Here is a 25,329-nt window from a genome sequence, read left to right as displayed (position 1 = left end):
ACTTTTGGATTGCCACGTCGCCGCTTTACGGCTCCTCGCTAATAGACATTTATGCATTTTAAAAAAACAAATTTTCTATCATTAGTTGGGACTTTTAAACTGCCCTGTATCAACTCTTCATTTACGAGTGGTATCCCTCTCATTCTTGGCAAATAGAACAATAGAAACTAGTTCTGCCGGATTGTTTTATTTTCCTTATTATTCCCTCGCAGTTTAGGCATTTTTGATTTTCTCGTGCATAAACCTGTAATTCTTGTTGGAAGTAACCAGGTTTACTATCACCGCTAACAAAATCTTTGAGAGTAGTACCTCCTGCTGATATTGCCTTTGTTAAAACATTTTTAATGGCTAATACCAAATTAGTTATTTCCTTGTTTGACAAACTACTACCCAGTCTGCTTGGGTGTATTTTAGCAATAAAAAGGCTTTCAGAAGCATATATATTACCAACACCGACAATAATCCGATTATCCATTAATAAAATTTTTATTGGAACAGAGCGATTCAATAATTTTGTTTTTAGATACTCATCAGACATATCATTTGACAAAGGTTCTACACCTAAATTTAGTAAAAATTTTTCTGGGGCGAGGTTTGTTGGCATACTATAAATCATCCCGAAACGTCGTGGATCATTAAAAACTAATTTCTCGCAACTTGTCAAAGATATAACCACGTGATCATGCGTTTGTAGCCTATAATCACTAGGTTGTAAGGTCAGCCTACCAGTCATGCCAAGATGTACAATAATGGAATAATAATTATCCAAATCTATTAGCAAATATTTTGCCCTACGCCTTAAAGCTACAATTCTTGCTGACTCTACATTTGACTCTAACTGATCGCTTAGTTTATAGCGTATATCATCTCGTCTCTTATCGAGTTTATTGATGGTAGCCCCTACTATTCGCTGTTCTAGGCAACGTTTTAATGTTTCAACCTCAGGAAGTTCTGGCATTTTTACATTTTAATACTATTAATAATTCATAATATAACATAATATAACACATAAACAACTTAGCACTAAGTAATAATATGCAAAATAATGATAAGCAATCTGATCAAGTAAATTTTGGCTTCTCAAAAGTGAGCTTTGATCAAAAAAGAGATTTAGTTAAAGATATCTTTTCTAGTGTTGCTAATAAATATGATGTAATGAATGACTTAATGAGTTTGGGAGTACATCGTTTGTGGAAAGATGAATTTGTTAGGCAAATCCCCAATTTAAAATCAAATATATTGGATGTGGCAAGTGGTACAGGTGACATAGCTTTTAAAATAATAAAGCGAGCATCGGTAAAAAATATATTAGTGCAGCTGACGATGTGTGATATAAATCATGATATGCTGGAGGTAGCACGTCACAAAGCTATTGATAGTAATATATTACAGGGATTAGAGTATGTCGTTGCTGATGCAGAACACTTACCTTTTCCTGATAATAGTTTCGATTATTATACTATAGCATTTGGTATTAGGAATGTGGCAAAAATTGACAATGCCCTAAAAGAAGCATATCGAGTACTAAAGCCTGGGGGTAAATTTTTATGTTTAGAATTTTCTAAAGTAGAATACGATTGTCTGAAGCAATTATACCAGTTTTATTCGTTTAATATTATTCCTAAGATTGGTAAAATTATAGCAAACAATGAATCAGCTTATCAATATTTGGTGGAAAGTATTAATGTATTCCCAGATCAGGAGAGTTTTGCAATTATGCTAAAGGATGTCGGCTTTACTGATGTTAGTTATAAGAATCTTACTTTAGGTGTTGCTGCTATTCATAGTGCTTATAAATAAAAACAATAGTAGAAAATTAATAATAGTTACAATTTAAGAATGCTTGACTAATAATTTAGTATTAGTTTTAATAATATAAGTAGTTAACCAAACCATAACATGGTGAAATATAAAATGACCAATGATTTAGATAATGATGCTTCTAAGAGGAATTTCATTAAAAAAGAGTATGAAAAACTTGAGGGGAGGGTACGTAATGCTACTTCAAGGACGCAATTAGCTTTGATTATAGCTGATGCTGGTAGTTTAGCTTTATGGCTAGTCAGTTAGGGATAGATATTGGAATACTGGAATTAATAGCAACTGCAGTAAGTAAAACTCTTGATTATGAAACAACTGAGCAAATCCAAGTTGTGGATTTCAATGAGGGCATAAGATTAGCAAAAGAACAAGAAAGAATTGATAGAGAGTATAAAGTTCAAGGCATTTATAAAGCTTTTGATTCTTTTTATGAGGATTCTCTTAATAGGCAAAGGAAAGATAATGAAAGTTTACACGAAATCTTTGAAGCTATAAAAGCAGGTCGAGAACTTACTGAGGAAGAAAAGCAGAAATTTAGTAAAACACCTGAACAAATAAAACTGAACAAATAAAAGAAGAAAACGCTCGTAGTAAACACATGCGGCTAACTAAAAAGCTAGCTAAAATAGAACGAGAACATCATTCTAATGAAATAAAGAAAATTGAGGAATGTGAGGAACAAGTTAAGCATTTATCAGAGGATCACCCGGAAAGAGTCTTGTTGGCTAATCAGAAAAAACATCATGAAGGTTACCGTAATTTAGTTAATAAGAAAATAGATCAGTACAAAGCATACAAGCAAGGAATAAAACAACATGCTTACAATATTTGTCTTAATAAAGAGTTAGCTGAGAACAATAGATGTAACGAAAATACAGCACAATTTTGGGAAGAAGTATTTCATAAGATATACGATGTTACTCCAGAGGAAATGGCTAAAAAGTTAACTCCAACGGAAAAACAGCCCCAAACTTTTATTACTTTGCTACCTTCGAAAGCTAGAAGTGCATTATCGTCAGAAAACCTAGCCGTTCTAGCATCTCAACAAGAGTTAGATACAAAACAAATAATTTCTGATTATAAGTTAGAGAAACATATGGGAATATTAAGTGCTAAAGAAAATAAGGACACTCAATTACAAAGAATGAATTCTATAAATCTTAATACCCCAAAGACTAAAGATCCTAGCAAAGGTATAGGTGGAAGAGATTGGTAATATTATAGCAGAATTAAAATATTTAAAGATAAATAATAGGTAGTATTATGGCAAAATCACCATCACAAAATAAACTCACGTCTGAACATCATCACCGTTGGGGAGAGTATTATTATGGATTAGCTGCTGACATGGAAGATCAGGATGCACCACAAAGCAAAATAGATGCAAGTTGGAAAATGGCTGCTATGGAATTTTGGTTTGCATTAACTTTAGGTAGTGAAAAAGCTCCTCTCTCCTTGTTTAAATGTTTTAGACAAGGTGTTGGTGTAGAGAAAGATCCTTATATGAGAGATCTCATGTATGGTGCAGCATTACAACTTACACCTCAGGACTGTGCTGATAAGGTCAAACCTGAAAATAAACCAATAATTGCTAAATCTATGCAACCTAAAATCGATGCACTAGTAAAATTAGTAAAACAAACTCGTGATCAGTTGCCAGTTGAGGGAGTGGATGTAAAAGTATTTAATGAGCAACTAACTAAGTTCAACCACGCCATCAAACTACCATCCGGCAAGTCACTACAGAGTTGTTTTATTGAGAAAAGTGCTAAAACTACTTCTAAAGAAAAAGATTTAAAGTCCAAAGCATTAGAATTAACAAAGAATCTGTCAAATCAGAATAAACCAATCACAACTACTATGAACCATGTACCTAGAAAGGCTACTAAATCTTCATCTAGAATTGGTTGCATTATATCATAAATATGTAATTTTACAACAGGATTAAAAAATACGCACCTTTTTAAAAATAAAAAATATTAAATGCTTTAAATAGTCAATATTTTAGTTTAAAATAACTTTAGAACTAAAATATTATGGTTTATTATGGAATATGTTAATAATTATTGGTATAATTCAAGATACCAGTCTTGTGCATATGCTGAGAGGTTGCTTAATGAATTAATTTCGCTCAATGAAAAAGTAAAGCAACCAATAAACATGTATGAAGTCAAAAAAGGCATCTACTATGCTAAAAAATATCATGGCAGTCAAATGTCTGGTGAACCGTATTACTCGCATCCGATTGAAGTGGCTTATATGGTTGCCCAGTACACAGCCCTAGAGCTTCCACAATATTTCAGAACAGACATGATTGTTACTGCATTACTACACGACACCATTGAAGATACAACACTTACCGAAAAGATGATTGCCTATATTTTTGGTAGGCAAGTGGCTAGTCAAGTGCAAGACTTGACAAGAATTAAAATAGATAGAAAAATTAGTGCAGTAGAGACTGTAAACTTACTATTCTCTCAATATAAAAAGGATGTATTACATATCAAATTATTTGATAGATTACATAATTTGAGAACTATTAGTGCTAAGTCTCTCGAGAAAATTAAAAAGATAGTAGAAGAGACTTTGCCTCACTTCATACCTCTTTCTATATACCTTGGAGTCAATAAAATAACAGAGGAGTTAGAGAGATTATGTTTAACGGCTTTAATCAGTAATAACTTACTTAATTTAGATCTTTTTGAGGATAATTCCCTACTTCTTTCTCTAGGTTTCCAAAATGATTTAACCCAAATGCAAAACCTAAAATTGTAGGAACTATTACAATTAATATACCATAATTTCCAAAATAATTTGTTAAATAAACAAGTCCGAATGATGTTATCACATATATAAAAGCCCGAGACAATGCATATAAGAAACTTGCATAAGTAAAACGCTTAAATACTGGGAAATGTTTATAGAAAATAGGCATAGCAGAAGAGTATGAAAGTGAAAACATAATAGTTACTAGTTGAAGTATAAGTAAATCAGATGGAGAATTTAAATTATTTAATAAATAAGGAAATATTAAGACGATAATAGAAAATATTATTAATTTAACTTTCAGAAGAATTAATGGATATATATAACAACTTAAATAAGTCCATATTATAAAGCTCAAAACTTGTACTATAGAGATAATGAAATTATGATCTACTATTTGTTCACCACTATAACCAAAAGAACTTTTAAGAATATTGCTACAATGAAAGTAAATAAAATAAAAACATACTGGCCATGCACATTGAATTAAAAACAAAGAAATGGAAGATTTTATTTTAACCTTTTCTTGTACAATTGGATTGGACTCTATTGAGTCATGGTTAAACCCAGCTTTTTTAATAATATTTTTTACTCTACTTTTTGCATTTGCAAAATCAGGTGTTTCTCTAAGTTTAGTTCTAGCAATAGAACCTACTAATGCAATTCCTGCTCCAGCCCAAAAAGCATAACGCCAATTAAAATTTTGTTTAATAGCAAGAGATGAAACTCCTAAGGCAGCAAACCCTCCTAAACTAGAAAATATAGTGATCATAGATACAGCAGGATATTGTACTGGTGGTTTTGTTATTTCAGTAACGTATATTTCAGCTCCTATTACTTCACCCATTGAAGACATACCTTGAACCATACGGCATATAGTAACCAGTATAGAAGCGGTAATACCAATTTCTGCATACGTTGGAAGAGTAGCCATTACAACACAAGAAATAGACATCATAGTAGTTGTTACGACTACGGTAACCTTACGACCAATATTATCCCCTATCCAACCAAATATTAAAGCTCCTAATGGTCTTAAAACGTAAGTAGAACAAAAAGCTAAGGCAGTATTCAAAGAAGCTGTCAAGGAGTTAGAAGATTGAAAAAACAATTCATTCAACAATACCGCCATATGTACATAAAGCATCAGATCAAAATATTCTAGGAATGTCCCAATTGAAAGCAATCCTACCGCTTCTTTTTGTTCTTTCGTTAGGCTTCTTTATTCTTGCTGGTATCCTATCATTTATTCACTTTAAATATATTTATTAGTATTTATAAATACTGAAGATTTGGTTAATTAATAGCAAGAAAAAATAATGCAGAAAATTGAAATAATAAGTCTTGGTTGTAACAATATCACGGTTCTATAAACAAATTAGAAGGGAAAAAGAGATATTGCTAACCATCTGAGGTTAAAGAGATATTGGCTGTCAAAAGTGCATGACATGTTAGTAAATTATTAAAATAAAATACTAACATTGTTGTTATGTGGATCGAATGATTTAAAGAATTGGCTTCGCAAATACTTGCGAGGAATTTGCGTATTCACGTAAGTTGATCTACACTTGGTCGCTCACCCACTGTTTTTATTGTCCCTATTCTTCAAATCTTCGAGTATATTTGCCCTTGAATTCGATATAAGAATTGAGATTATACTTATTATAGATATATCTACCGCTATAAATCTCGTTTATGTTTATCAATCTCTAGGATATCATCATTTTCTAGCCCTTGTTCTATTGCATGTTTTTCAAACATTGATTGCATAATACTAATATCTTGAAAATTTTCTAGATACTCTTCTAGTTTATCAAGCTCAGTCATACAGCTATTCTTATCGCCCTGTTTAAGATGTAATTTGGCTGATTCTACTAGTTGCTGTAATGTACCTAAAACATCCAATTTCATTAGCTCCTTCAGAATCACATTGCGTAGCATAAATACACCTCTTTAATTATATATCATATTTCTTATGCTATGCTAAGTAGTTTAGATGTCAACAATTTAATTTCTATTGTAATAAATAATTATCTTTAAAGAGTGAAAGTTTAAACCAGTAGTGATATTGTTCAAGAATTCATTATTTCAATTTTCGATATTATTTTTTTTGATATACTCAAATGATTTGAAGAATTGGATTTGAAAATGAATGGTAAGCATGCTAGGTATACTATAGTATAATTACGCATGCGAATCCATGATATTTTCAAAAAACAATTCTTCAAATTAATATCTACAACACTAGATATCTTTGGCAAACTTGCTTATGCGCAAGGATTTAAAGAAGCCACGGAATCTTGACCCACAGCGTACTCAAATGTATGTGAGGAGCAGAGGTAGCACGAATAAATTACCAGCAGAAGTCAGGTGAGGCTATCAATTAAATCAGCCATTTTTTTTTCATCTAAGTCCTCAAAGAAATCATCATTAATTTGTACAACTGGTGCATTGACACAAGCTCCCAAACATTCAACTTCTGTAAGGCTAAATTTTTTATCACTTGTTAGTTCACCAAAGTTAATACCAAGTTTTTTTTTACAAATAGTTACAATTTTATCGCTACCCCTTAGCCAACAAGGAGTAGTCCCACAAATTTGTATATGATATCGTCCTACTGGCTTTAGATTAAACATGGTATAAAATGTTGCAACTTCATATGCTCGGATGAAAGGTAAATTTAGAAAATTTGCTACATACTCTATGCAGCCTCTTGGTAACCAACCATTCATTTGGCGTTGTGCAAGGTCAAGTAATGGCAGAATAGCACTCTTTTGTTTGTTTTCAGGATATTTCTTAATGATATTTTGGGCTTTTTTTAAGTTCTCATCATTAAAACTGAAATTTAGTGGTTCATCATTCATCGATCAATTTCTCCAAAAACAATATCAAGACTGGCAATAATAGTTACCACATCTGCCATCAAATGTCCTTTTGACATGAAATCTAGACCTTGGAGATGGGCAAACCCAGGGGCTTTAATCCGACATCTATAAGGTCTGTTTGTTCCATCAGAGTATAAATACACACCAAACTCGCCTTTTGGTGCTTCAACAAATTTATATATTTCGCCTTTTGGCACATCATATCCTTCAGTGTAAAGTTTAAAATGATTAATCATGGCTTCCATTGATTCTTTCATTTTTTCTCTTGAGGGTGGTGCAATTCTAGGATCATCAGTTTTAATAGCACCCTTTGGCATTTTTTCAAGACATTGCTGTATAATTTTAAGTGATTGGTACATTTCTTCAATACGAACCAAATACCTATCATAACAATCACCAGATTTGCCAATTGGTATATCAAAATCTAGCTCATCATATACATCATACGGGGTAGCTTTTCTAAGATCCCATGCGATGCCTGAGCCTCTAAGCATTGGACCAGAAAACCCCCAATCCATAGCTTCTTTTTGACTTACTACTCCGATATCTACTAAGCGTTGTTTCCAAATTCTATTGTCATTTAACAGAGTCTCGACGTCTTCTAATTTTTTTGAGAATTGCTGAACAAAAATATTTATATCTTCTAGTATACCATTTGGTAAGTCTTGAGCAACACCACCAAGTCTAAAATAATTTGCATGCATTCTAGAGCCGGAGACACGCTCATAAAATTCCATAATTTTTTCGCGTTCCTCAAATAACCATAATAGAGGGGTAGTAACACCAACATCTAGGGCTTGTGTTGTTATATTCAGTATGTGGTTAAGGATACGAGTAAGCTCAGAAAACATCACTCGAATAAACCCCGCTCGTCTTGGCACATTGCAGCCAAGCAATCCTTCAACTGCTAAAGCAAAAGCGTGTTCTTGGCACATTGGCGATACGTAATCTAACCTATCAAAATATGGTATAGCTTGTAGGTATGTTTTATGCTCAATTAATTTTTCAGTACCACGATGCAGCAATCCAATATGCGGGTCTGCTTTATTGATAACTTCACCATCCATTTCTAAAATTAATCTTAATACCCCATGGGTAGCTGGATGTTGTGGACCAAAATTTAATACAACACTTTTATTATTATCACCCACCTTGTTTTAGACCCCGGCAATTGTTAATTTTAATCGAGTATATACCAAAATTTTTGTCCACTAAGTAAAAAAATTATATAATATTAAAATAATAGTATTATTTTTCCATGTCCTCTATTAAAGCTTGCTCTCCATCATTGAGATTTTTTGGAGAATAAACTTTGTGGCTCTTTGTATCTTTTTTTTCGATAGAAGGCAATTCATAGTGAGGGGGAACTTCTAAGGTTTTATTGCGTTGTACCCTATACTCATCAGGACCAGGTGTCACTATACCTATTGTTTCTTTTACTTTTTTATTGCAGGCAGACAGTGTTACTAAGGTAGTAAATAACAAAAAAATTATACGCATATACCCTTCGCCTTTCAAGTGTTGGCGTTGTGGCACGATGGAATTTCGCGTAGGAACAATGGTTTGACTACGCCTAGCCAACTCTTGAAATTCATCTTGTATACTCTTTTGCTTTAAAGAATTGGTTTCTGTAAATATTATCGGGGAATTCGCGTGCTCACGTACTTCATGTATGCCTAGTTCGTTCACCCCTTGTTTATTGTTCCCATGCTTCAAATCATTTGGGTACATATCAATCCTCTTTATAAATTTATATTTTTCTTAAAATCAAGTTCACGAATCCTATCCGCTTCAGCTTGCAATCGAGCGTGATTATATTCAACATCTTGTTGTTGTTCAACAATTTTCTTGGTCTTATAATAATCATGCAATAAGAATATTGCACCTAATGAAATGAAACTATCTGCTAGATTAAATACCGGAAAACTAAAATCTTTATAGTGAAAATAAATAAAATCAAATACCGCCCCATGAACAAAACGGTCGATCAAATTACCAATAGCACCACCAATGAAAAAACTACAACCAACAAAGCTTGGCATAGTCTTACATTTTAATAAGATATACCACAAATATGCTATAAGGGCAGAGTTAACAACTATAAAAAGCATATTACTATACTGATAATAATTTCGAAGTATCCCAAAACTAATTCCATAATTCCAAACATAAACCATATCTAAAAAGCTGGTTACTTCTAGTGTTAGACCAACTTTACCTCTTAGATAATTTATAAAATACCATTTTACTAGTTGATCTATAATTACTAATTTAACAATTATACGACTACTTTGGCGAATAATTAGTAATATTTTCTTAAATATTGATGGTATACGCATATTAGAATTTTTGATTATACTCTTCTTTGAAGAATTGTTTTTTGAAAATATCATGGATTCGCATGCGTAACTATACTACATGTACGCCTAGCATGCACAACTGTCGAAAGTTCAATAAACGTCATTGCGATGAGCGTTGTTAGCCCTAAACCGTCATTGCAAGCGAACGTACGTGAGCGCGGCAATCCATTTTGCTAAAAACATGATTTTAATCTTTTAAAATCATGTTTTTAGCAAAATGGATTGCCGCGCTCACGTACGTTCGCTCGCTAATAGACATATACGTCTATTAGCGAGGAAACCGTAGGTCGACAAAGCAATAATTTCACCGAATTTGGGATAAGAATTAGTTAATTCTTATGAGTAGTATACAAGACATGAGGCAGCTTAGATGTCATCCCAAATTCGCATAAATCGCTACACGTCCCTAGAACCAGTCTCTTTTTTGATACCAACTAGTTTGGGGGATGGAGTAGGAGGAAGGGTTTTGTATCCATCTTTTGGGGTTATGGGGAGATTTTCTCCAATAGCTTTTGCTGCTGATTGTAACTTTGGAGGGAATTGTCCTTTTGTTGCATCAACGTTAGCAACAGGGTTAGACTTAATCTTCTCTAGCTGCTGGATGACTTTGTCTCGTTTTTTCTCCCTATCGTCATCATCCCAAATGTCGTTATCATTAATCAGTTCAATTAGCTCCTTATCATTTTTAATGCCAGCCTTGTTAATAAGAGTTTTAAGGGTATTCTCATCAACAATCTTTTCCTCAATAAGTTTCACAAGATCAGCATGTTCAGGTTCATCATCTTCATCATCATGAAATGCCTGATATCTCTTTTCTATAGTCTTATCAAAATCAGCTCCCAGTGGGCTAGGAAAGCGAGTAGGGGGTGTTTTTTGTTCTTTCTCTAGTTCTTCTAGTGCTTTATTTTCTCCTGATTCAGATAGCTTTTTTTCCCTCATCTGTGCCTTCAGTACCAGTTCAGCCAATAAGTTTTCCCTCTCGTTCCCTTGTCCTTTCGCTGTTGCTACTGTTGCTTTGTCATGATCATAACCTGACAGCGAAGGTGGTAGAGGTACTGGATGAGTTGTTGTGGATGCTACCTTTTTAAGTTGTATCCCCGTCCTAATTTCATCCAATAATGCTTCCCTATCTTCTCCTTTCGGTGTTACTACTGCTGCTGCCTTCTGAGCTTGACCTGCCGTAGGTTCTACAGGCGGTGGCGGAGCTGGTGGAGGAGGAGGCGGTGGTGGCACACTTCCAGTTGTGTGCTGAGTACCTTGTGGCAATGGAGGAGGTGGTGCTGCCATAGCATTTCCTACTGCTTGCTGAGCGGCATGTAAACCTTCTATCGGAGGAGGTGAAGGTATATTACTTACAGGTGGTAACGGTGGAGGTGTTGGTATATTTCTTTCCACTGCTTGCTGCCCCTCTTGATGCTGCACTGATGGAGACGGTGGTGCTTGACGCAGCGCTGTATTTTGACCCGGTAACGGAGGAGCTGGAGGTATAGCAAATTCTGTTGCTTGCTGAACCTCTTGATTTTGCAACGGTGGAGGAGATGGTGCTTTACCTTTACCAGCTGTATGTGCTTTCTGTTTAGTTTCCTCTCTATGCTGAATATTTTGTGAATCCTGCAATGATGTATGGGGAAGGGATGAAGATGAAAGAGATCTTGTTATAGTGTTTTCCGCTGCTTGATGAATAGCTAGATCTGGCATCGACGTAGTACCCATAAGTGGCGGAGGTGGTGCTTGGCGTGTAGGTATCCGTTCAGGCATTGATGATGACAGGGCTTGAGATTGAGCCAAATCTTGGCTTGTAGACAATGGCTGTGAAGCAGTAACTGCAGCTGTAAAAGTGGACTCAAGCTCACTGCTTAAAGCTTCTACTTTGTTTAACCTAAGGTTTATTGGATCTCTTCCTTTAAGCTTTTCTAATTCTTTCTGCAACCTATTTTTTCTAGCTACTGTTGAATCTTCTATGTTTTTACCAGCGATCTCTAATCCCTGATCAACCTTTTTTAATATTTCATTATTGTGGGTTATGTTATCTTTTAAAATTTGTTTTGGAGTATTTACAAAAATATGCTTGATTTTTGCAGTAATTTTTTTAAGACCGTCTAGCCATGTTGATGGTAATTCTTCCCGCAATTCTGCTAATTCTTGCTTTATTGAAAGAAGTTCTTTAATATTATCATTAGCCTTTACCAACTTAACTAGATCTTGTTGTACGTGTACCAGTCTTATTCTTTCTTGATGTAGTGCCTTCGCTTCATCAGTATTATAAACTTGTGATACAATTTGGCTAAAATTTTCATGAGATATACCCAAATTTACTAAGGATTCTGTTAATCGTTGTACCCGTTTTAGTTGTTCCTCTGATAGTTTTTTGGTTATGATCTTATCAAATCCTGCTTGTAACTCTGTATCTATAATTCTCTGTAAAGATAAGTTTTTTTTACCTACATCTCTTAATGTATTGTCAACATCTTTGAGTACAGCTCTATTGGTTCTTCTCTTTTCTTCAGCAATTTCCTCATCATTTTTTATAAACAGATATTTTACTTGTGCAACAGTATGTACAAACCTTTCAAACCAAGGTAAAGAAGGGTATTCTTTCTTTAAATCTTCTACTTTCTGTTGTAGATGTCTACTATCGTCTAGTTGTTTATTAGCCTTTAAAAGATTCTCTACAGAATTTATTGTATCCAGTAATTTACCTTTTTCCTGTGATAACACGCTTTCTATTTGTTGATCTTTATCTTTCGACATGTAAATACCTCCTTATTAACTCTACTAAATCTAGGGTAAGCAAAAAAGATGTCATTCCCGCGTAGCTAGCGGAATCTACAAAATAGCCTGAAAGGCTATTAAATGATTATGGATTTCCGCCTACGCGGGCAGGAATGACATCTTTTTTGCATTGATTACAACTTTGAAATTACCCTGTGGCATTATGTAAGCAGCTTTAAAGCAGCTTGTCAAATTAATACTTGAATTTTTTAGCATTTAATACTATCATCTATGTTTTAAAAGCTCTTAGGAGAGAAAGATGAGTGAACTATTAGAACTTGCAGCAGAAATGCGAGAGAAATTTGGTACGGGAGTCGCAAGAGAACTACGTAGGAAAGGTATGGTTCCAGCCATGGTTTATGGAGCAGGTAAAGAAGTGCTAGCCGTTTCTATCGAAGAAAAAGAGATAACTAAGCATTATAGAAAACTTGGTTTTATCTCTACAGTTATTCAAATTAAAGTGGGTAGTAAAACGCATAAAGTGTTACCAAAGGCTGTAGAATTGCATCCTATTACTGACATAGTAAGGCATGTTGACTTTGTACATTTAGAGGAAAAGACCCAAAGAATGGAAGTACCGGTAGTCTATGAGGGTAAAGAAAGAGCTTTGGGAGTTAAAAGAGGAGGATTCTTTAATATAATAAAAAGAACTATAACTCTTTTATGTGATGTCAATAATATACCTAAAAATATTAATATTGATGTTACCAACATGCATATCGGTCAGTCTTTAAAAGCAAAAAGCATTAAACTCCCTGAAGGAGTCCAGCTAGCTAGTAAAAATGATTTTATTATGGCTACTATAATTGGTCGTAAGGGTAGTAAGTCAGAAGATGAAGAAGCTGTAACTGAGGAAGTGAAGCCGACAAAGTAGTTGTTTTTGAAGCTACAAGGGTACTATGTCTTGTCACCCACAACTGTTGAAAGTTAAAAAATCGTCATTGCGATGAGCTTTGTAAGCCCTAAACCGTCATAGCAAGGCTCTGTAGATGCCGTGGCGATCTAGGTAAACAGCGAAGCTGTTTTTTTAGAGTAACGCTTCGCGTATCCTAGATTGCCGCGTCGCTGTGCTTTGCACAGCTCCTCGCAATGACATTGAGTTTAATTTATTTATACATTTTCAATCACTACGCTCTTAAGTTGATGGCATGGACTTCGTCCATATATGACGCCTATGTGCCTTCGCATGGATGACATCGGTACAGGGATACTCTAGGCTATTAAACCGATGTCTTACATGAGATTAAATATAAGTGCAAATCGCTCTCTAATGATATTATAATATGCTTAAATCTGAAGACAAAGGGTATATAGTTGTTGTAGGTTTGGGCAATATAGGCAAAGAGTACCAAAATACTCGCCATAATGTTGGCTTTACAGCTGTGGAACGTTTATCAGAATACTATAAATTTTCTTGGAATACCAAAGCTAAATTTCATGCAGAACTTGCACAAGGGATAATAGGCGGACATAAATTACTATTAGCAAAGCCTCTGACTTATATGAATCTGTCTGGAAAAGCAGTACAAGCAATATGTTCTTACTATAATGTCAAATTACAAAATATTTTTGTAGTGCATGATGATATAGATTTAGAAACTGGTAGAATAAAATATAAATTGGCTGGTGGTAGTGGTGGGCATAATGGTTTAAAATCATTGGATCAGTGTATAGGAAATGATTATCATCGTATAAGAATAGGGGTAGGAAGACCAGCGGCGTATGATGATGTGTCGGATTACGTTTTAGCTTCTTTTTCTAAAGAGGAATATAAAATTATTGTTAATTCCATTGAGGTAATAATTAATAATTTCCGTTTATTGCTTTCAGGTGAAATGGAAGAGTTTAAAAGGAGCATCGTTTAAATATGAAACAACAATTAACTTGTGTTTATGCAGATGACATGGATGCACAATATTCGAAGATAATGCAGGATGGATTAGATGAACTTGCCAAAAACAAGAAGGGTCTTGATGCTGTCCAATCATTTTCCTTCTCGTGTTTTGATAATGATAAAAACTTTGTTGCTGGTATAAAAGGTGTACTTATTTATGGTTGTTTATACGTTGATACGTTATGGGTTTCTGGAGATTTTCGAGGTCAGAATTACGGTACTTTACTAATGTCCAAGGCAGAAAATCTAGCACGAGAGCGTAATTGTAGATTTATGAGTTTATGTACTACCGATTGGCAAGCTAGACCATTTTATGAGAAATTAGGGTTTAAATTAGAGTTTGTAAGAAGTGGCTATGATAAAGATTCAGAATTGTATTTTTTAAAGAAAGATTTATGACATTAAAATGTGGTATTGTTGGCTTGCCAAATGTAGGAAAATCAACCCTATTTAATGCCTTAACTTCAAGTATTGCAGCAGAAGCGGCTAATTATCCTTTTTGTACTATAGAACCAAATTCTGCTATAGTATTAGTACCAGATGTTAGGCTAAATGAGCTATCCATTATTGCTGGTTCTAGTAAAATTATTCCTACTTACATAGAAGTTGTCGATATTGCAGGTTTGGTAAAAGGTGCTAGTAAAGGGGAGGGGCTGGGTAATAAATTCTTATCTCACATACGAGAAGTTGATGCTATTTTGCACGTACTACGTTGTTTTGAGGATATAGATGTTACTCACGTACATAATAAAATTGATCCAATATATGATGCTGAAATAATAGAGACAGAATTAATTTTAGCAGATATTGAGTCGGTGGAGAAACGCTTAATAAATGTTGAGAAACGTTTAAAAACAGGTGATAAAACTTTAAAAGACCAAATAGAGTTATTAAAAGAAATTCAAGCAACTCTAGCGGTAGGTAAACCGGTGCGTAGCATGATTGGAACTTATAGTAAAGAGGCTTTAGATCAATTACAATTATTAACTTCTAAGCCGGTTTTGTATGCTTGCAATGTACTGGAAGAAGATGCGGTTACTGGTAATAAATTTACGGAACTTGTAGCCAAAAAAGCTTGGGAAGAAGGTGCAAAACATGTTATTATTTCATCAAAAATTGAAGCGGATATTGCAATTTTAGAAAATGACGAAGAGAAATCTGAATTCTTAAATAGTATGGGTCTTGTGGAAACGGGTCTAAGTAAAATTATCAAAGAAATGTATAACTTATTAGACCTAAGAAGCTTTTTTACTGTAGGTCCAAAAGAAACACATGGCTGGACTTTTCGTAATGGTACGCTAGCCCCTCAAGCAGCCGGTATTATTCATACTGATTTTGAGAAAGGTTTTATCCGGGCTGAGGTTATTAGTTATGAGGATTATATAAATTTTAATGGTGAAGTGAAAGCTAAAGAAATGGGTAAAATGCGTTTAGAGGGCAAGGAGTATAAAATGCAGGATGGAGATGTAGTGCATTTTAGATTTAATGTTTAAATAAGGGATATGAGAAAATTATACCATTATCCTATTTGTCCGTTATCACGTCAAGTTCGGGTGTATTTAAAAGAGCTAGATGTGCAGTTTACTATGGTTAAGGAGGATTATTGGCTTCGGGATAAGGAATTTTTGTCTTTAAATCAGGCGGGGGCGACACCTGTCTTACAAGAGGCGTCCACTCTAATTATAGCAGGAATTTATCCCATCACTGAGTATTTACATGAAAAATATCCAAATTTTAATTTTATCGATGAAGATATTGATATTAGATGTGAAATTCGTAGGTTGCTCAGTTGGTTTAATGAAAAATTTTACCGCGAAGTAACAAAAATTATTATCGATGAAAAAATAGTAAGGTCCTTCTGCCAATTAGGTGGTCCTAGAACCGATTTTCTTAGGGCAGCAAAAAATAATCTATCACATCATTTAAGCTATATGTCAAATTTATTTGAAAAGCGTAGCTTTATTGCATCAAATTCTTTAAGTTGTGCAGATATAGCTGCTGCCTGTCATATATCAGTTCTAGATTATTTTGGCGAAATTAATTGGGACAAATGGCTGTCTATTCGTCATTGGTATGCAATCATAAAATCTAGACCTAGCTTCCGCTTCCTATTACACGACCAAATACCAGGTTTTACTCCACCCACCTGTTATGCTGATTTAGATTTTTAGTGGTTGCGATATAGTTATTTTTATGATAGCTTCTAGGTGAATAGTATACTCGATGAAAATCAAGAATTGCGTTGTTGTCTTCAGGTATCGTAGGTAGCCACGTACTAATATGTACGCCTCGCACCTCGACCTTTTGACTCCTGCTACTATCATGATTTTGATTCTATCGTCTATCAACTCTTCATTTACGAGCAGTATATAATTAAAATAGAGGATATTATGAGTAAAGATGACGATAATAATCCAAAAGTGGGTTCTCTACCGTCTTATAAGGAAGCTATAGCTCAAAAAGCAGAAGCAGTCCAAGAACGTTTGCCTGAAGAAGATTTAAAGAGTCATATAGGAGAAATGCCTAACACTTTTCTAGCTTTGCAACAACTAGAGGATGTACAAAAGAATCTTGAAAAAGCCCGTGGGCTTTTTGCTGGTACTACTAGTAAGGCTCTTTCTGGGGTAGAGAAATTAGAATTTGAAAAAGCTGGAGAGGTTTTTGAGAAATTTATGAGTTCATTTGAGAAACTGAGGACATTTGCTGATAGTGTAGATCATAAAAAACCCCTAGACAGCTTGAATGATTCATTAACTCTTACCGGTCGCTTAAAAGATTTCGCCAAAGAGCAATTAAAGAAAGTTGAAAAAATATTTGAAGGGTCAACTAATGCAGTTAGAAACAATCCAATTTTAAATGCAGTAGGGAATGTGATAAAATCTGCATGTCATGCGGTTGGTACTATAGCTAAAGGTACTTTAAACAATGCGATAGCTACTGGAGAACTTGCCAAAAGTGTTGTTAATCTAGGTGTAGCAATAAAAGATAGCATTGTAGGAAAAGGAGTGAAACAAGCAACTAGGGGTGTTTAGCACAACTGTTGAAAGTTAAAAAATCGTCTATTAGCGAAGTGCTGTTGTAAGGCTTAAACCGTCATTGTGATGAGCTTTGCAAGCCCTAAACCGTCATTGCGAGAAGCCGCTTATAGCGGCTTCGTGGCAATCTTGTGAAGGAGAGCTTGCCTCATGAGATCGCCACGGCGTCTGTCGACGCCTCGCGATGACGATTTTAACTTTCAACAGTTGTGCTATGGTCTCCTCGCTAATAGACGTTTGTGAATTGAGAGTAATGCTAGTCTAGTTAGCTCTATATCCCGATATTTGTATTGATATATTCATGGATTTTTAGTAAATCATACCAAGTGGTTTTTTTCTGCATTGGTTGTCTAAGCAAATAGGCAGGATGGAAGATAGAAGTGGTTTGAATTGGTTTGCTAAGATACTGATTTGTGTATAAATAATATTCTTGTCTGATTTTACTTATACCAGCATTTTTGCCAAGTAAGCTAGTTGCTGCAACATTTCCCACTAAAACAATTAGTTTTGGGTTTATTAAAGCAATATGTTTCTCAACAAAAGGTCTACAAATATCTATTTCTTCTTGCGTCGGTTGGCGGTTAGCTGGTGGTCGCCAAAATACAGTGTTAGTAATATAAGCGTTATGTTCTCTTGAAATATTGATAGAGGCTAATACATTATCGAGTAACTTACCACTTTCCCCGCAAAATGGTATCCCTTGTGCATCTTCGTTACTACCCGGTGCTTCCCCAATAAACATTATAGAACTTTGTGGATTCCCATCAGCAAATACGGTTTTATTGGCTAATTTCTTTAAACCACAACCGTTAAAATTCATTAGTAGTTTTTTTAGTTCTTCTAGGCTGTTAGCTGAGTCAGCCAAAGTTCTAGACAAGGAAATACTGTCATCCTGTTTCTGTGCAGGATATGGATTCCCGCCTGTGCGGGAATGATTAGAAATGGATTGCTTCGTCGCCACTAAAGTGCCTTCTCGCAATGACGTGTGGATAAAAGTACTGTCGTCATTGCGAGGAGGCGTAGCCGACGAAGCAATCCATATATGACATGAAGAATTGCGGGAATGACTAGGAGTGCAGGGTATTTCTTGCTGATTAATAGTTGATTGTGAAAAATAATAATCTATACCAATTGCTTGCAACCATTTTAGTTGGTTGATTTTTTTTGTAAAATGCCTCATTTTATTCATTTAAAAAATATTTTGTAGTAGATGGAAGAATATAACGTACCAAAAAATTTAGATGGGTTTAGACTTGATAAGGCTTTGGTAGGTCTTATCAGTAAAACATCTAGAAGCCAAATTCAGAAGCTCATAAATGGCTTGCAAGTACAAGTTAATGGTTTGATTATTTCTGATTCCGACTTTAAGGTCAAGGAGAATGATCTTATTTTAGTAGTTTTTAAAGATACTGAGCCTTTAACAATGCAGGAAGCTGATATTAAGCTTGATATTTTCTATGAAGATGAAGATTTAATGGTGATCAATAAAGCAGCTGGTATGACAGTACATCCTGGTAGTGGAAACCATCATGATACTTTGCTAAATGCTTTGTTACACCATGCAAAATCTTTATCTAGCATAGGAGGGTTAGAAAGACCTGGTATAGTTCATCGTTTAGATAAAGATACATCAGGTCTGATGGTTGTTGCCAAAAATAATTTTGCCCATCAACATCTTGCCAGTCAGATAGAAAGTCGTAATCTTATACGCAAATATAAAGCATTAGTTTGGGGTATTATCAATCCACAAGAAGGAGTTATAAGAAATAATATCGGAAGAAGCCGTATCTTACGGCAAAAAATGACTGTTTTGAAATTTGGTGGTAAAGAGGCAATTACTCATTATAAAACAGAAGAAATATTTTTTAATGGTCTAATCAGTATGTTAGAATGTAAACTTACTACTGGTCGAACTCATCAAATCAGAGTGCAGCTGAGTCATTTAAAACATTCTGTGGTAGGAGACCAAACTTATGGTAAGAATAGCAGGAAAGTTAGCCATAATTATAGCATAGTACCACAAAAACTAGTAAATTTCAAGAGGCAAGCATTACATTCTTGGTATATAAGTTTTTCCCACCCAGTGAGTGGTAAATTATTGGAATTTCAATCACCTTTGTCGCAGGATATTATGGAGATAATTATACCCGATGAATTTCAAGAGTTGCCTAGGCGTGCGAGTAACCCCAATTTGGGATAAGAATTAGTTAATTCTTATCCCAAATTGGGGTAAATAGGATGATACCTTTAGGGGGATACCATTTATTGACATTATTGAAAATATACATTTGCATATTAGTAACTACTGTGATAGTATTAACATAAATTAGACTTTTTGCATAATTCACTTATACTAGATGTTTTGCAGAAGACTAAAATGTACGTTAGGATTTAATCCTAAGATTAACGTACCAATAGCAGCAGAACTAGAATTATGCAAGAAGTCTATTTAATATAAACTAATACTTATGTACGTGTTAATCTGTTTTAGACATATTATTTCTCTTTTTCCTCGAATGCCCATGCAGGGCTAATCCATTATTGCTGCCTATTTATCAGGCAGATTACGTTGTGCTTCTTAGCATCTAATTACATTCATTATCATTTATTGTTAATTTCAATCTGATCTTAGAGGAAAAGTATGTCATATCTTATTCATTTTATACCTATTTTATCATTCATTTTACTATTTGTTGGTAGTGGAGTTTATTTTACTTTATTGGGCATTCCAAATGCCTTTTATCAATTTTCACCTATAACGGCTATAATACCTGCAATTGCACTTGCTTGGCTATTACACAAAGGAAGCCTTCAAAAAAAGATGCAGGACTTTTTAGATGGAGTGCGTCACAGGGATATAATAACAATGTGCATTATATTCCTGCTTGCTAGAGCTTTCAGTGAACTTACAAAGCAAATTGGCAGCGTGGATGCTACTGTGAATTTTGCTATATCTTTAATTCCTTCGCGGTTTTTACTTATAGGACTATTTGTAGTTACAGCATTTGTCTCGACAAGTATCGGTACTTCTATGGGAGCTATTGCAACAATTGCCCCAATAGGTTTTGCTTTAAGCCAACAAATGGAACTATCAGCACCATTGTGTGTAGCAACAGTGGTGGGAGGGGCAATGTTTGGAGACAATTTATCTATTATATCAGATACAACTATTGCTTCTGTAATGTCGCAGGAGGCTAATATGAAGCAAAAATTGAAGCTTAATGCAAAAGTAGCTTTAATTGCTTCAATTATTACTATATCCTTACTAGCATTAAACTCTAATGTTCAAGCAATTGCTCATGTAAAAAATTATGATGTTATTCTTATAACACCATATATAATGGTATGGATCTACCCTATATACAGAATGAGAAGCGTATGCTAATCTTCTAGGATAGGAAATGAATCCTAAACAATAATAAGGAGATCCATATGGAAGTTACCACAATTGGTATAGATATTGCAAAAAGAATTTTTCAAATTCACGGTGTAGATAAAAATGGCAAGACAGTATTGAAGAAAAAATTAACGAGAGAGCAGATTTTAACTTTTATGGCTAACGTACCAAAATGTCTAGTAGGCATGGAAGCTTGCGGTGGAGCTAGCTATTGGGCAAGAGAATTAACAAAATTAGGTCATAAAGTAAAATTAATGGCCCCGCAGTTTGTTAAACCTTATGTTAAAACTAATAAAAATGATCAAGCTGATGCAGAAGCAATATGTGAGGCAGTAGCAAGACCTAATATGAGGTTTGTACCTATCAAAACTGTAGAGCAACAAGAAATTTTATTTATTCATAGAGTAAGGCAACGATTGGTAAAAAACCGTACTGCTCTTGCTAATGAGATCAGGGGATTATTACATGAATTTGGTTTTGTTATTCCGCAAGGAATCAATAAGATTATGACAAAATTAACTGAGATTTTAGATGCAGGGGCTTTAAGCCAGCTAAGCTATCAAACGTTTAGTGAGTTAAAAGAAGAATTTGTAGAAAATGATAAAAAAATAAAAGAGCTAGAACAACGATTAAAAATCATAGCTAGCCAGTATAGTAATCACCAACAACTAATGACGATACCAGGTATAGGTTTAATAACTGCCACAGCCTTAATAGCCTCAATAGGGAATGCTAGTTGTTTTGAAAATGGTAGGCAATTATCAGCATGGCTGGGATTAGTGCCAAGGCAACATTCTAGTGGTGGTAAAGATAAGTTGCTTGGTATTAGTAAAAGAGGTGATATTTATTTACGTACTTTGTTAATTCAAGGAGCAAGAGACGTTCTGAATAGCAAGATAAGATTTACCACGGAAGAACAAAAATCTAAAAAAGATTATAGCAAGTTTACTGAGTGGATGTTTAATTTATCTGAGAGAAACAGTCATAATAAAACAGTTGTCGCGGTAGCTAATAAGCTAGCAAGGGTGGTATTTGCATTACTCAGTTCAGGTAATGATTATACCGAGAGTAAAGTTTGTAGTTAAAAAAACTGCTCCAAATAATTGATGAAATGACATTATAGGTAATAAAAGTTTAACAAATTCCAATCCGGAATATGCGAAGAATGATAATATTGATGGTAAATAAGACGAACCTTAGCTTACGAAAAAACTGAATTTAGCGATGGCTCTTTAGAAGTCGAATATATGATAAGTATAAGTTTGTAAGCCAGCGAATTCCATCAGGGCTATAGGGTAAATTGCTTGATTTATTGTCTATAAGCCGGATACATGACTGCATTCGATTTTTTTGCTGTTATATATTATTTTTTTCTTGCATTGTTGGGTAGGTCCATACATGGGTAGGTCCATACATGGGTTATTCTTGCCATTAGTGGAATTAATGTCTTTGTTTCATTATTCATCAGCATAGTATTTGTTGGAATAAACACAAGATACCAGCACATTATACTGCTGCTTGGCTTGATGTTTTTTCTTGTGTTTTTCAAGGGCTCATACCATATGGAGCACAAATATTGCTTGCAAGTGCTATACCCAAGTATCTCCATTAACTGTGGTACCATATGTCTATTATTGTTATGTACTAGGAGTGGTATCAATATTTTACATTATCTTCAATAAAATAGAGAGGTTGTCATGAAAATAAGACTACTCTTATTATTGGTAATTATATTGAGTAATATTGCATACGCTAAAGCTCTTATTGTATTTGATGAGAGAAAATTAGAAAAAATTTTGCAATGATACTTAGTGCTAGTTAAAACTTGAAAGTCGAATTGTATATGAATATAAAAGAATTATTAATTTATGCTACTAGCAAATTACAAACAGTAGGTATTAAATCAGCAAACCTAGAATCACGCATATTGATGCAGCATATAACTGGTAAATCTATTGAATATTTATTAGCAAGATCAGAAGAAGGGTTGACCGAGTCAGAACAAATTATTTTTAAAAATTTAGTTAATAGACGTATATTATTAGAACCAATAGCCTACATTATAGGGTATAAAGAGTTTTATGGTTACCAATTTATCATAGATAATAAAGTGCTTATTCCTAGGCAAGATACTGAGGTACTTGTAGATGCAATTTTAAGCGATATAAAAACAAATGCAGAGCTAGCAATATTGGAACTTGGCACAGGTAGTGGTTGTATAGCTTTGAGCTTGTTACTAGAAATGCCAAATAGCAATGTAATTGCAACTGATATAAGTAACGAAGCAATTGCTATAGCTCGTCAAAATGCTATAAAACATAAAGTTTCTGATAGATTTAAAATAATTAATAGTAACTGGTTTGAAAATTTGGAAAAGCAAAAATTTGATATTATCGTAAGTAATCCACCATATATTTCTTTTGATGATACTATTTATATGTCTCCTGAGACCCTGCAATATGAACCCCACTTAGCCTTATTTGCCGAAGATAATGGATTGGCCTCATATTACATAATCGCTAAAGAAGCCAAGGGATTTTTAAAACAAAATGGTAAATTATTTTTAGAGATTGGTTTTAATCAATTGGCAGCTGTTACAGAAATTTTTGTTAGTTATGGTTATACGGTTAAGCAAGTTTATAAGGATTTGGAAGGTAGAGATAGAGGGCTACTAATAGCCTAAATTCGATGTAACATCGTTCGCAATGACATATACGTCTATTACTCGATAATCAAGTTTTTCCTTAACCGTCATAGCAAGGCTCTTTAGATGCCGTGGCGATCCAGGTAAACAACGAAGCTGTTTTTTTAGAGTAACGCTTCGCGTATACTGGATTGCCGCGTCGCCGCTTTTTCGCGGCTTCTCGCTAATAGACGTATTTTTTAATAATTCTAAAAAACTTGATTATCGAGTATAAGTTTTAAATTTAAGAGAATTATCATGCAACAATTTAGTCTTTACCATACTGCTGAAGGATTACTTCATAAGACAACCTGCCTTTTAGTAGAAAAATCTTATCATAGTAATTTAAGGATTGTAGTTTTAACTCCAGATCTTGAGGTACAAGAATCACTAAACAAGATGATATGGACATATTCTAGGAAACAATTTATTCCGCATGGCAGTAAACTTGATCCATTACCAGAAAAACAACCAGTTTATATTACTCATCAGTTAGAAAATCCTAACCAAGCTAGCATTTTAATAATCATTGCCCCATTTGATATTGAAGAAATTCTTAATAACAAACAGTATGTTGCACATTTTCAAAGAATAATTATAATATATGATGGTTTGGATAATTTAAGTCTAATAGTTAAAGCAATAAATGAACTAACTATTGCGACACCGGTGATTGACTGTTATAAACAGAGTCCAGTAGGAACATGGAGTAAGATTTAACCATTTTTACCAAGTGTACAAGTTTTGTTAACTTAAACAGCTTCGGTGCAGGAAGTTCTCTAATTGTAAAATAGGGAGTGTTCGTCTAAAAAATAAACAAGCAAATTTATAAATATGCAAAAATTATCATTTCAGCAAATTATATTAACCTTGCAGAATTATTGGGCATCATATGGTTGTGCGATTTTACAACCATATGATTCGCATGTTGGAGCTGGTACTTTTCATCCTGCCACTGTACTACGAAGTCTTGGCAAAAAGCCTTGGTTTGTAGCTTATGTTCAGCCATCTAGGCGACCTAATGATAGTAGATACGCTCAGCATCCCAATAGAATGCAGCATTATTATCAATTGCAAGTTATACTAAAACCATCTCCTGATGATATACAAGAGCTATATTTAAAGAGCCTTGAATGTCTTGGTATAGATTTGAAAAAACATGATATTAGGTTTGTTAAAGATGATTGGGAATCTCCTACTCTTGGGGCGACTGGACTTGGTTGGGAAGTATGGTGTGATGGTATGGAAGTATCGCAATTTACTTATATGCAACAAATTGGTGGTATCGAGTGTCGCCCGGTTGCTGGTGAAATTACCTATGGTTTAGAACGTCTAGCACTCTATATACAAGGGGTCGATGAGGTCAAAAATCTTGACTGGAATGGTCAAACTGGAGAGAAGGCTTTAACATATGGTGAAGTAGATTTTGAAGCTGAAAAACAATTTTCAAAGTTTAATTTAGAATTGGCTGACATAGCAATATTATCTCAACATTTTATTGATAGTGAAAAACAATGTAATGATTTAATTGCTGCAGATTTGCCGTTGCCAGCTTATGATTATTGTATTCAAGCTAGCCATCTTTTTAACCTGTTAAATGCTCGGGGGGTAATTAGCGTAACAGAGAGAGCATCTTACATACTCAGGGTACGAAATTTGGCGAAGCTATGCTGTAATAAGTGGTTAGAATTAACCTCAATTAGGGATAAGAATTAG

At 34.3% G+C, this 25,329-nt stretch carries 27 protein-coding genes; 18 read left to right on the top strand and 9 right to left on the bottom strand.

Going from position 1 to position 25,329, the window contains the following annotated elements; all coding sequences use genetic code 11:
* Nucleotides 1–139: 139 nt before the first annotated feature.
* Nucleotides 140–958 (bottom strand): bifunctional DNA-formamidopyrimidine glycosylase/DNA-(apurinic or apyrimidinic site) lyase, encoded by an 819-nt coding sequence (gene mutM, locus AAHN03_RS06440; protein WP_342278527.1) that lies wholly within the window; start codon nucleotides 956–958, stop codon nucleotides 140–142.
* A 77-nt stretch (nucleotides 959–1,035) separates the two neighbouring features.
* Between mutM and ubiE the strand changes: the two genes are divergently transcribed.
* The 6 genes from ubiE (at nucleotide 1,036) to AAHN03_RS06410 (ending at nucleotide 4,596) form a co-directional block, all read left to right on the top strand.
* Nucleotides 1,036–1,800, top strand: coding sequence for a bifunctional demethylmenaquinone methyltransferase/2-methoxy-6-polyprenyl-1,4-benzoquinol methylase UbiE (gene ubiE / locus AAHN03_RS06435; protein WP_342278526.1), 765 nt, complete (start codon nucleotides 1,036–1,038; stop codon nucleotides 1,798–1,800).
* Nucleotides 1,801–1,899: 99 nt separating this feature from the next.
* A complete protein-coding gene (locus tag AAHN03_RS06430; RefSeq protein ID WP_342278525.1) occupies nucleotides 1,900–2,070 on the top strand; it encodes a hypothetical protein in 171 nt (56 codons plus the stop codon).
* The gene (locus AAHN03_RS06425) at nucleotides 2,055–2,393 is read left to right on the top strand and encodes a hypothetical protein (RefSeq protein WP_342278524.1); all 339 of its coding nucleotides are present in this window, start codon (nucleotides 2,055–2,057) and stop codon (nucleotides 2,391–2,393) included. The genes AAHN03_RS06430 and AAHN03_RS06425 overlap by 16 nt, the downstream gene beginning before the upstream one ends.
* Before the next feature lie 26 nt (nucleotides 2,394–2,419).
* Nucleotides 2,420–3,037, top strand: coding sequence for a hypothetical protein (locus tag AAHN03_RS06420; protein WP_342278523.1), 618 nt, complete (start codon nucleotides 2,420–2,422; stop codon nucleotides 3,035–3,037).
* 47 nt (nucleotides 3,038–3,084) lie between these two features.
* Complete coding sequence (locus tag AAHN03_RS06415; RefSeq protein WP_342278522.1) at nucleotides 3,085–3,744, top strand: hypothetical protein; 660 nt, start codon at nucleotides 3,085–3,087, stop codon at nucleotides 3,742–3,744.
* Between the two features lie 123 nt (nucleotides 3,745–3,867).
* On the top strand, nucleotides 3,868–4,596 hold the full coding sequence (locus AAHN03_RS06410; protein ID WP_342278521.1) for an HD domain-containing protein: 729 nt from the start codon (nucleotides 3,868–3,870) through the stop codon (nucleotides 4,594–4,596).
* On the opposite strand, the gene AAHN03_RS06405 is transcribed toward AAHN03_RS06410, so the two are convergent.
* From AAHN03_RS06405 to AAHN03_RS06375, 7 genes are all read right to left on the bottom strand, one after another.
* Nucleotides 4,508–5,773: an MFS transporter gene (locus AAHN03_RS06405; RefSeq protein WP_342278520.1), complete on the bottom strand. Its 1,266-nt coding sequence runs from the start codon at nucleotides 5,771–5,773 to the stop codon at nucleotides 4,508–4,510. The two genes, AAHN03_RS06410 and AAHN03_RS06405, sit on opposite strands and share 89 nt — an antisense overlap.
* A 494-nt stretch (nucleotides 5,774–6,267) precedes the next feature.
* Nucleotides 6,268–6,528 (bottom strand): hypothetical protein, encoded by a 261-nt coding sequence (locus tag AAHN03_RS06400; RefSeq protein WP_342278519.1) that lies wholly within the window; start codon nucleotides 6,526–6,528, stop codon nucleotides 6,268–6,270.
* 425 nt (nucleotides 6,529–6,953) lie between these two features.
* A complete protein-coding gene (gene nuoE, locus AAHN03_RS06395) occupies nucleotides 6,954–7,451 on the bottom strand; it encodes an NADH-quinone oxidoreductase subunit NuoE (RefSeq protein WP_342278518.1) in 498 nt (165 codons plus the stop codon).
* Nucleotides 7,448–8,623: an NADH dehydrogenase (quinone) subunit D gene (gene nuoD / locus AAHN03_RS06390; protein ID WP_342278517.1), complete on the bottom strand. Its 1,176-nt coding sequence runs from the start codon at nucleotides 8,621–8,623 to the stop codon at nucleotides 7,448–7,450. Before nuoD ends, nuoE begins: the two co-directional genes overlap by 4 nt.
* Nucleotides 8,624–8,720: 97 nt before the next feature.
* Complete coding sequence (locus tag AAHN03_RS07730) at nucleotides 8,721–9,203, bottom strand: hypothetical protein (protein WP_410521332.1); 483 nt, start codon at nucleotides 9,201–9,203, stop codon at nucleotides 8,721–8,723.
* Nucleotides 9,204–9,214: 11 nt separating this feature from the next.
* Complete coding sequence (gene lspA / locus AAHN03_RS06380) at nucleotides 9,215–9,805, bottom strand: signal peptidase II (protein ID WP_342279207.1); 591 nt, start codon at nucleotides 9,803–9,805, stop codon at nucleotides 9,215–9,217.
* Between the two features lie 423 nt (nucleotides 9,806–10,228).
* A complete protein-coding gene (locus tag AAHN03_RS06375; RefSeq protein ID WP_342278516.1) occupies nucleotides 10,229–12,583 on the bottom strand; it encodes a WH2 domain-containing protein in 2,355 nt (784 codons plus the stop codon).
* 280 nt (nucleotides 12,584–12,863) lie between these two features.
* Here AAHN03_RS06375 and AAHN03_RS06370 point away from each other — a divergent pair, with 280 nt between their 5' ends.
* The 6 genes from AAHN03_RS06370 to AAHN03_RS06345 all read left to right on the top strand — a co-directional run bounded on the left by AAHN03_RS06370 (nucleotide 12,864) and on the right by AAHN03_RS06345 (nucleotide 17,530).
* Nucleotides 12,864–13,478 carry a 50S ribosomal protein L25/general stress protein Ctc gene (locus tag AAHN03_RS06370; protein ID WP_342278515.1) on the top strand — a complete coding sequence of 205 codons (615 nt, stop codon included), beginning with the start codon at nucleotides 12,864–12,866 and terminating at the stop codon, nucleotides 13,476–13,478.
* 409 nt (nucleotides 13,479–13,887) lie between these two features.
* A complete protein-coding gene (gene pth, locus AAHN03_RS06365; RefSeq protein ID WP_341760955.1) occupies nucleotides 13,888–14,469 on the top strand; it encodes an aminoacyl-tRNA hydrolase in 582 nt (193 codons plus the stop codon).
* A 2-nt stretch (nucleotides 14,470–14,471) separates the two neighbouring features.
* Nucleotides 14,472–14,897: a GNAT family N-acetyltransferase gene (locus AAHN03_RS06360; RefSeq protein WP_342278514.1), complete on the top strand. Its 426-nt coding sequence runs from the start codon at nucleotides 14,472–14,474 to the stop codon at nucleotides 14,895–14,897.
* Entirely contained in the window at nucleotides 14,894–15,991 is a 1,098-nt protein-coding gene (ychF, locus tag AAHN03_RS06355; RefSeq protein ID WP_342278513.1) for a redox-regulated ATPase YchF, read from the top strand. The genes AAHN03_RS06360 and ychF overlap by 4 nt, the downstream gene beginning before the upstream one ends.
* Before the next feature lie 9 nt (nucleotides 15,992–16,000).
* Nucleotides 16,001–16,669, top strand: a complete 669-nt coding sequence (locus AAHN03_RS06350; RefSeq protein WP_341763335.1) for a glutathione S-transferase family protein — start codon at nucleotides 16,001–16,003, stop codon at nucleotides 16,667–16,669.
* 219 nt (nucleotides 16,670–16,888) lie between these two features.
* Entirely contained in the window at nucleotides 16,889–17,530 is a 642-nt protein-coding gene (locus tag AAHN03_RS06345; RefSeq protein ID WP_342278512.1) for a hypothetical protein, read from the top strand.
* A gap of 274 nt (nucleotides 17,531–17,804) precedes the next feature.
* Here AAHN03_RS06345 and AAHN03_RS06340 read toward each other — a convergent pair whose 3' ends face one another.
* Nucleotides 17,805–18,713, bottom strand: a complete 909-nt coding sequence (locus tag AAHN03_RS06340; RefSeq protein ID WP_342278511.1) for a uracil-DNA glycosylase family protein — start codon at nucleotides 18,711–18,713, stop codon at nucleotides 17,805–17,807.
* A gap of 30 nt (nucleotides 18,714–18,743) precedes the next feature.
* Here AAHN03_RS06340 and AAHN03_RS06335 point away from each other — a divergent pair, with 30 nt between their 5' ends.
* The 6 genes from AAHN03_RS06335 to AAHN03_RS06310 all read left to right on the top strand — a co-directional run bounded on the left by AAHN03_RS06335 (nucleotide 18,744) and on the right by AAHN03_RS06310 (nucleotide 25,329).
* Nucleotides 18,744–19,733, top strand: a complete 990-nt coding sequence (locus AAHN03_RS06335) for an RluA family pseudouridine synthase (protein ID WP_342278510.1) — start codon at nucleotides 18,744–18,746, stop codon at nucleotides 19,731–19,733.
* 441 nt (nucleotides 19,734–20,174) lie between these two features.
* A complete protein-coding gene (locus tag AAHN03_RS06330) occupies nucleotides 20,175–20,918 on the top strand; it encodes a Na+/H+ antiporter NhaC family protein (protein WP_342278509.1) in 744 nt (247 codons plus the stop codon).
* Nucleotides 20,919–20,965: 47 nt separating this feature from the next.
* On the top strand, nucleotides 20,966–22,015 hold the full coding sequence (locus AAHN03_RS06325; protein ID WP_342278307.1) for an IS110 family transposase: 1,050 nt from the start codon (nucleotides 20,966–20,968) through the stop codon (nucleotides 22,013–22,015).
* A gap of 758 nt (nucleotides 22,016–22,773) precedes the next feature.
* Entirely contained in the window at nucleotides 22,774–23,613 is an 840-nt protein-coding gene (prmC, locus tag AAHN03_RS06320; protein ID WP_342278508.1) for a peptide chain release factor N(5)-glutamine methyltransferase, read from the top strand.
* A 258-nt stretch (nucleotides 23,614–23,871) separates the two neighbouring features.
* Nucleotides 23,872–24,333 (top strand): DNA polymerase III subunit chi, encoded by a 462-nt coding sequence (locus AAHN03_RS06315; RefSeq protein WP_342278507.1) that lies wholly within the window; start codon nucleotides 23,872–23,874, stop codon nucleotides 24,331–24,333.
* 114 nt (nucleotides 24,334–24,447) lie between these two features.
* Complete coding sequence (locus tag AAHN03_RS06310) at nucleotides 24,448–25,329, top strand: glycine--tRNA ligase subunit alpha (RefSeq protein WP_341763341.1); 882 nt, start codon at nucleotides 24,448–24,450, stop codon at nucleotides 25,327–25,329.

This window comes from Candidatus Tisiphia endosymbiont of Myopa tessellatipennis (genome assembly GCF_964031105.1).
Taxonomy (GTDB): domain Bacteria; phylum Pseudomonadota; class Alphaproteobacteria; order Rickettsiales; family Rickettsiaceae; genus Tisiphia.
Note: the sequence above shows the minus strand (reverse complement) of the source record. Positions and strands in the feature narration are given on the sequence as shown.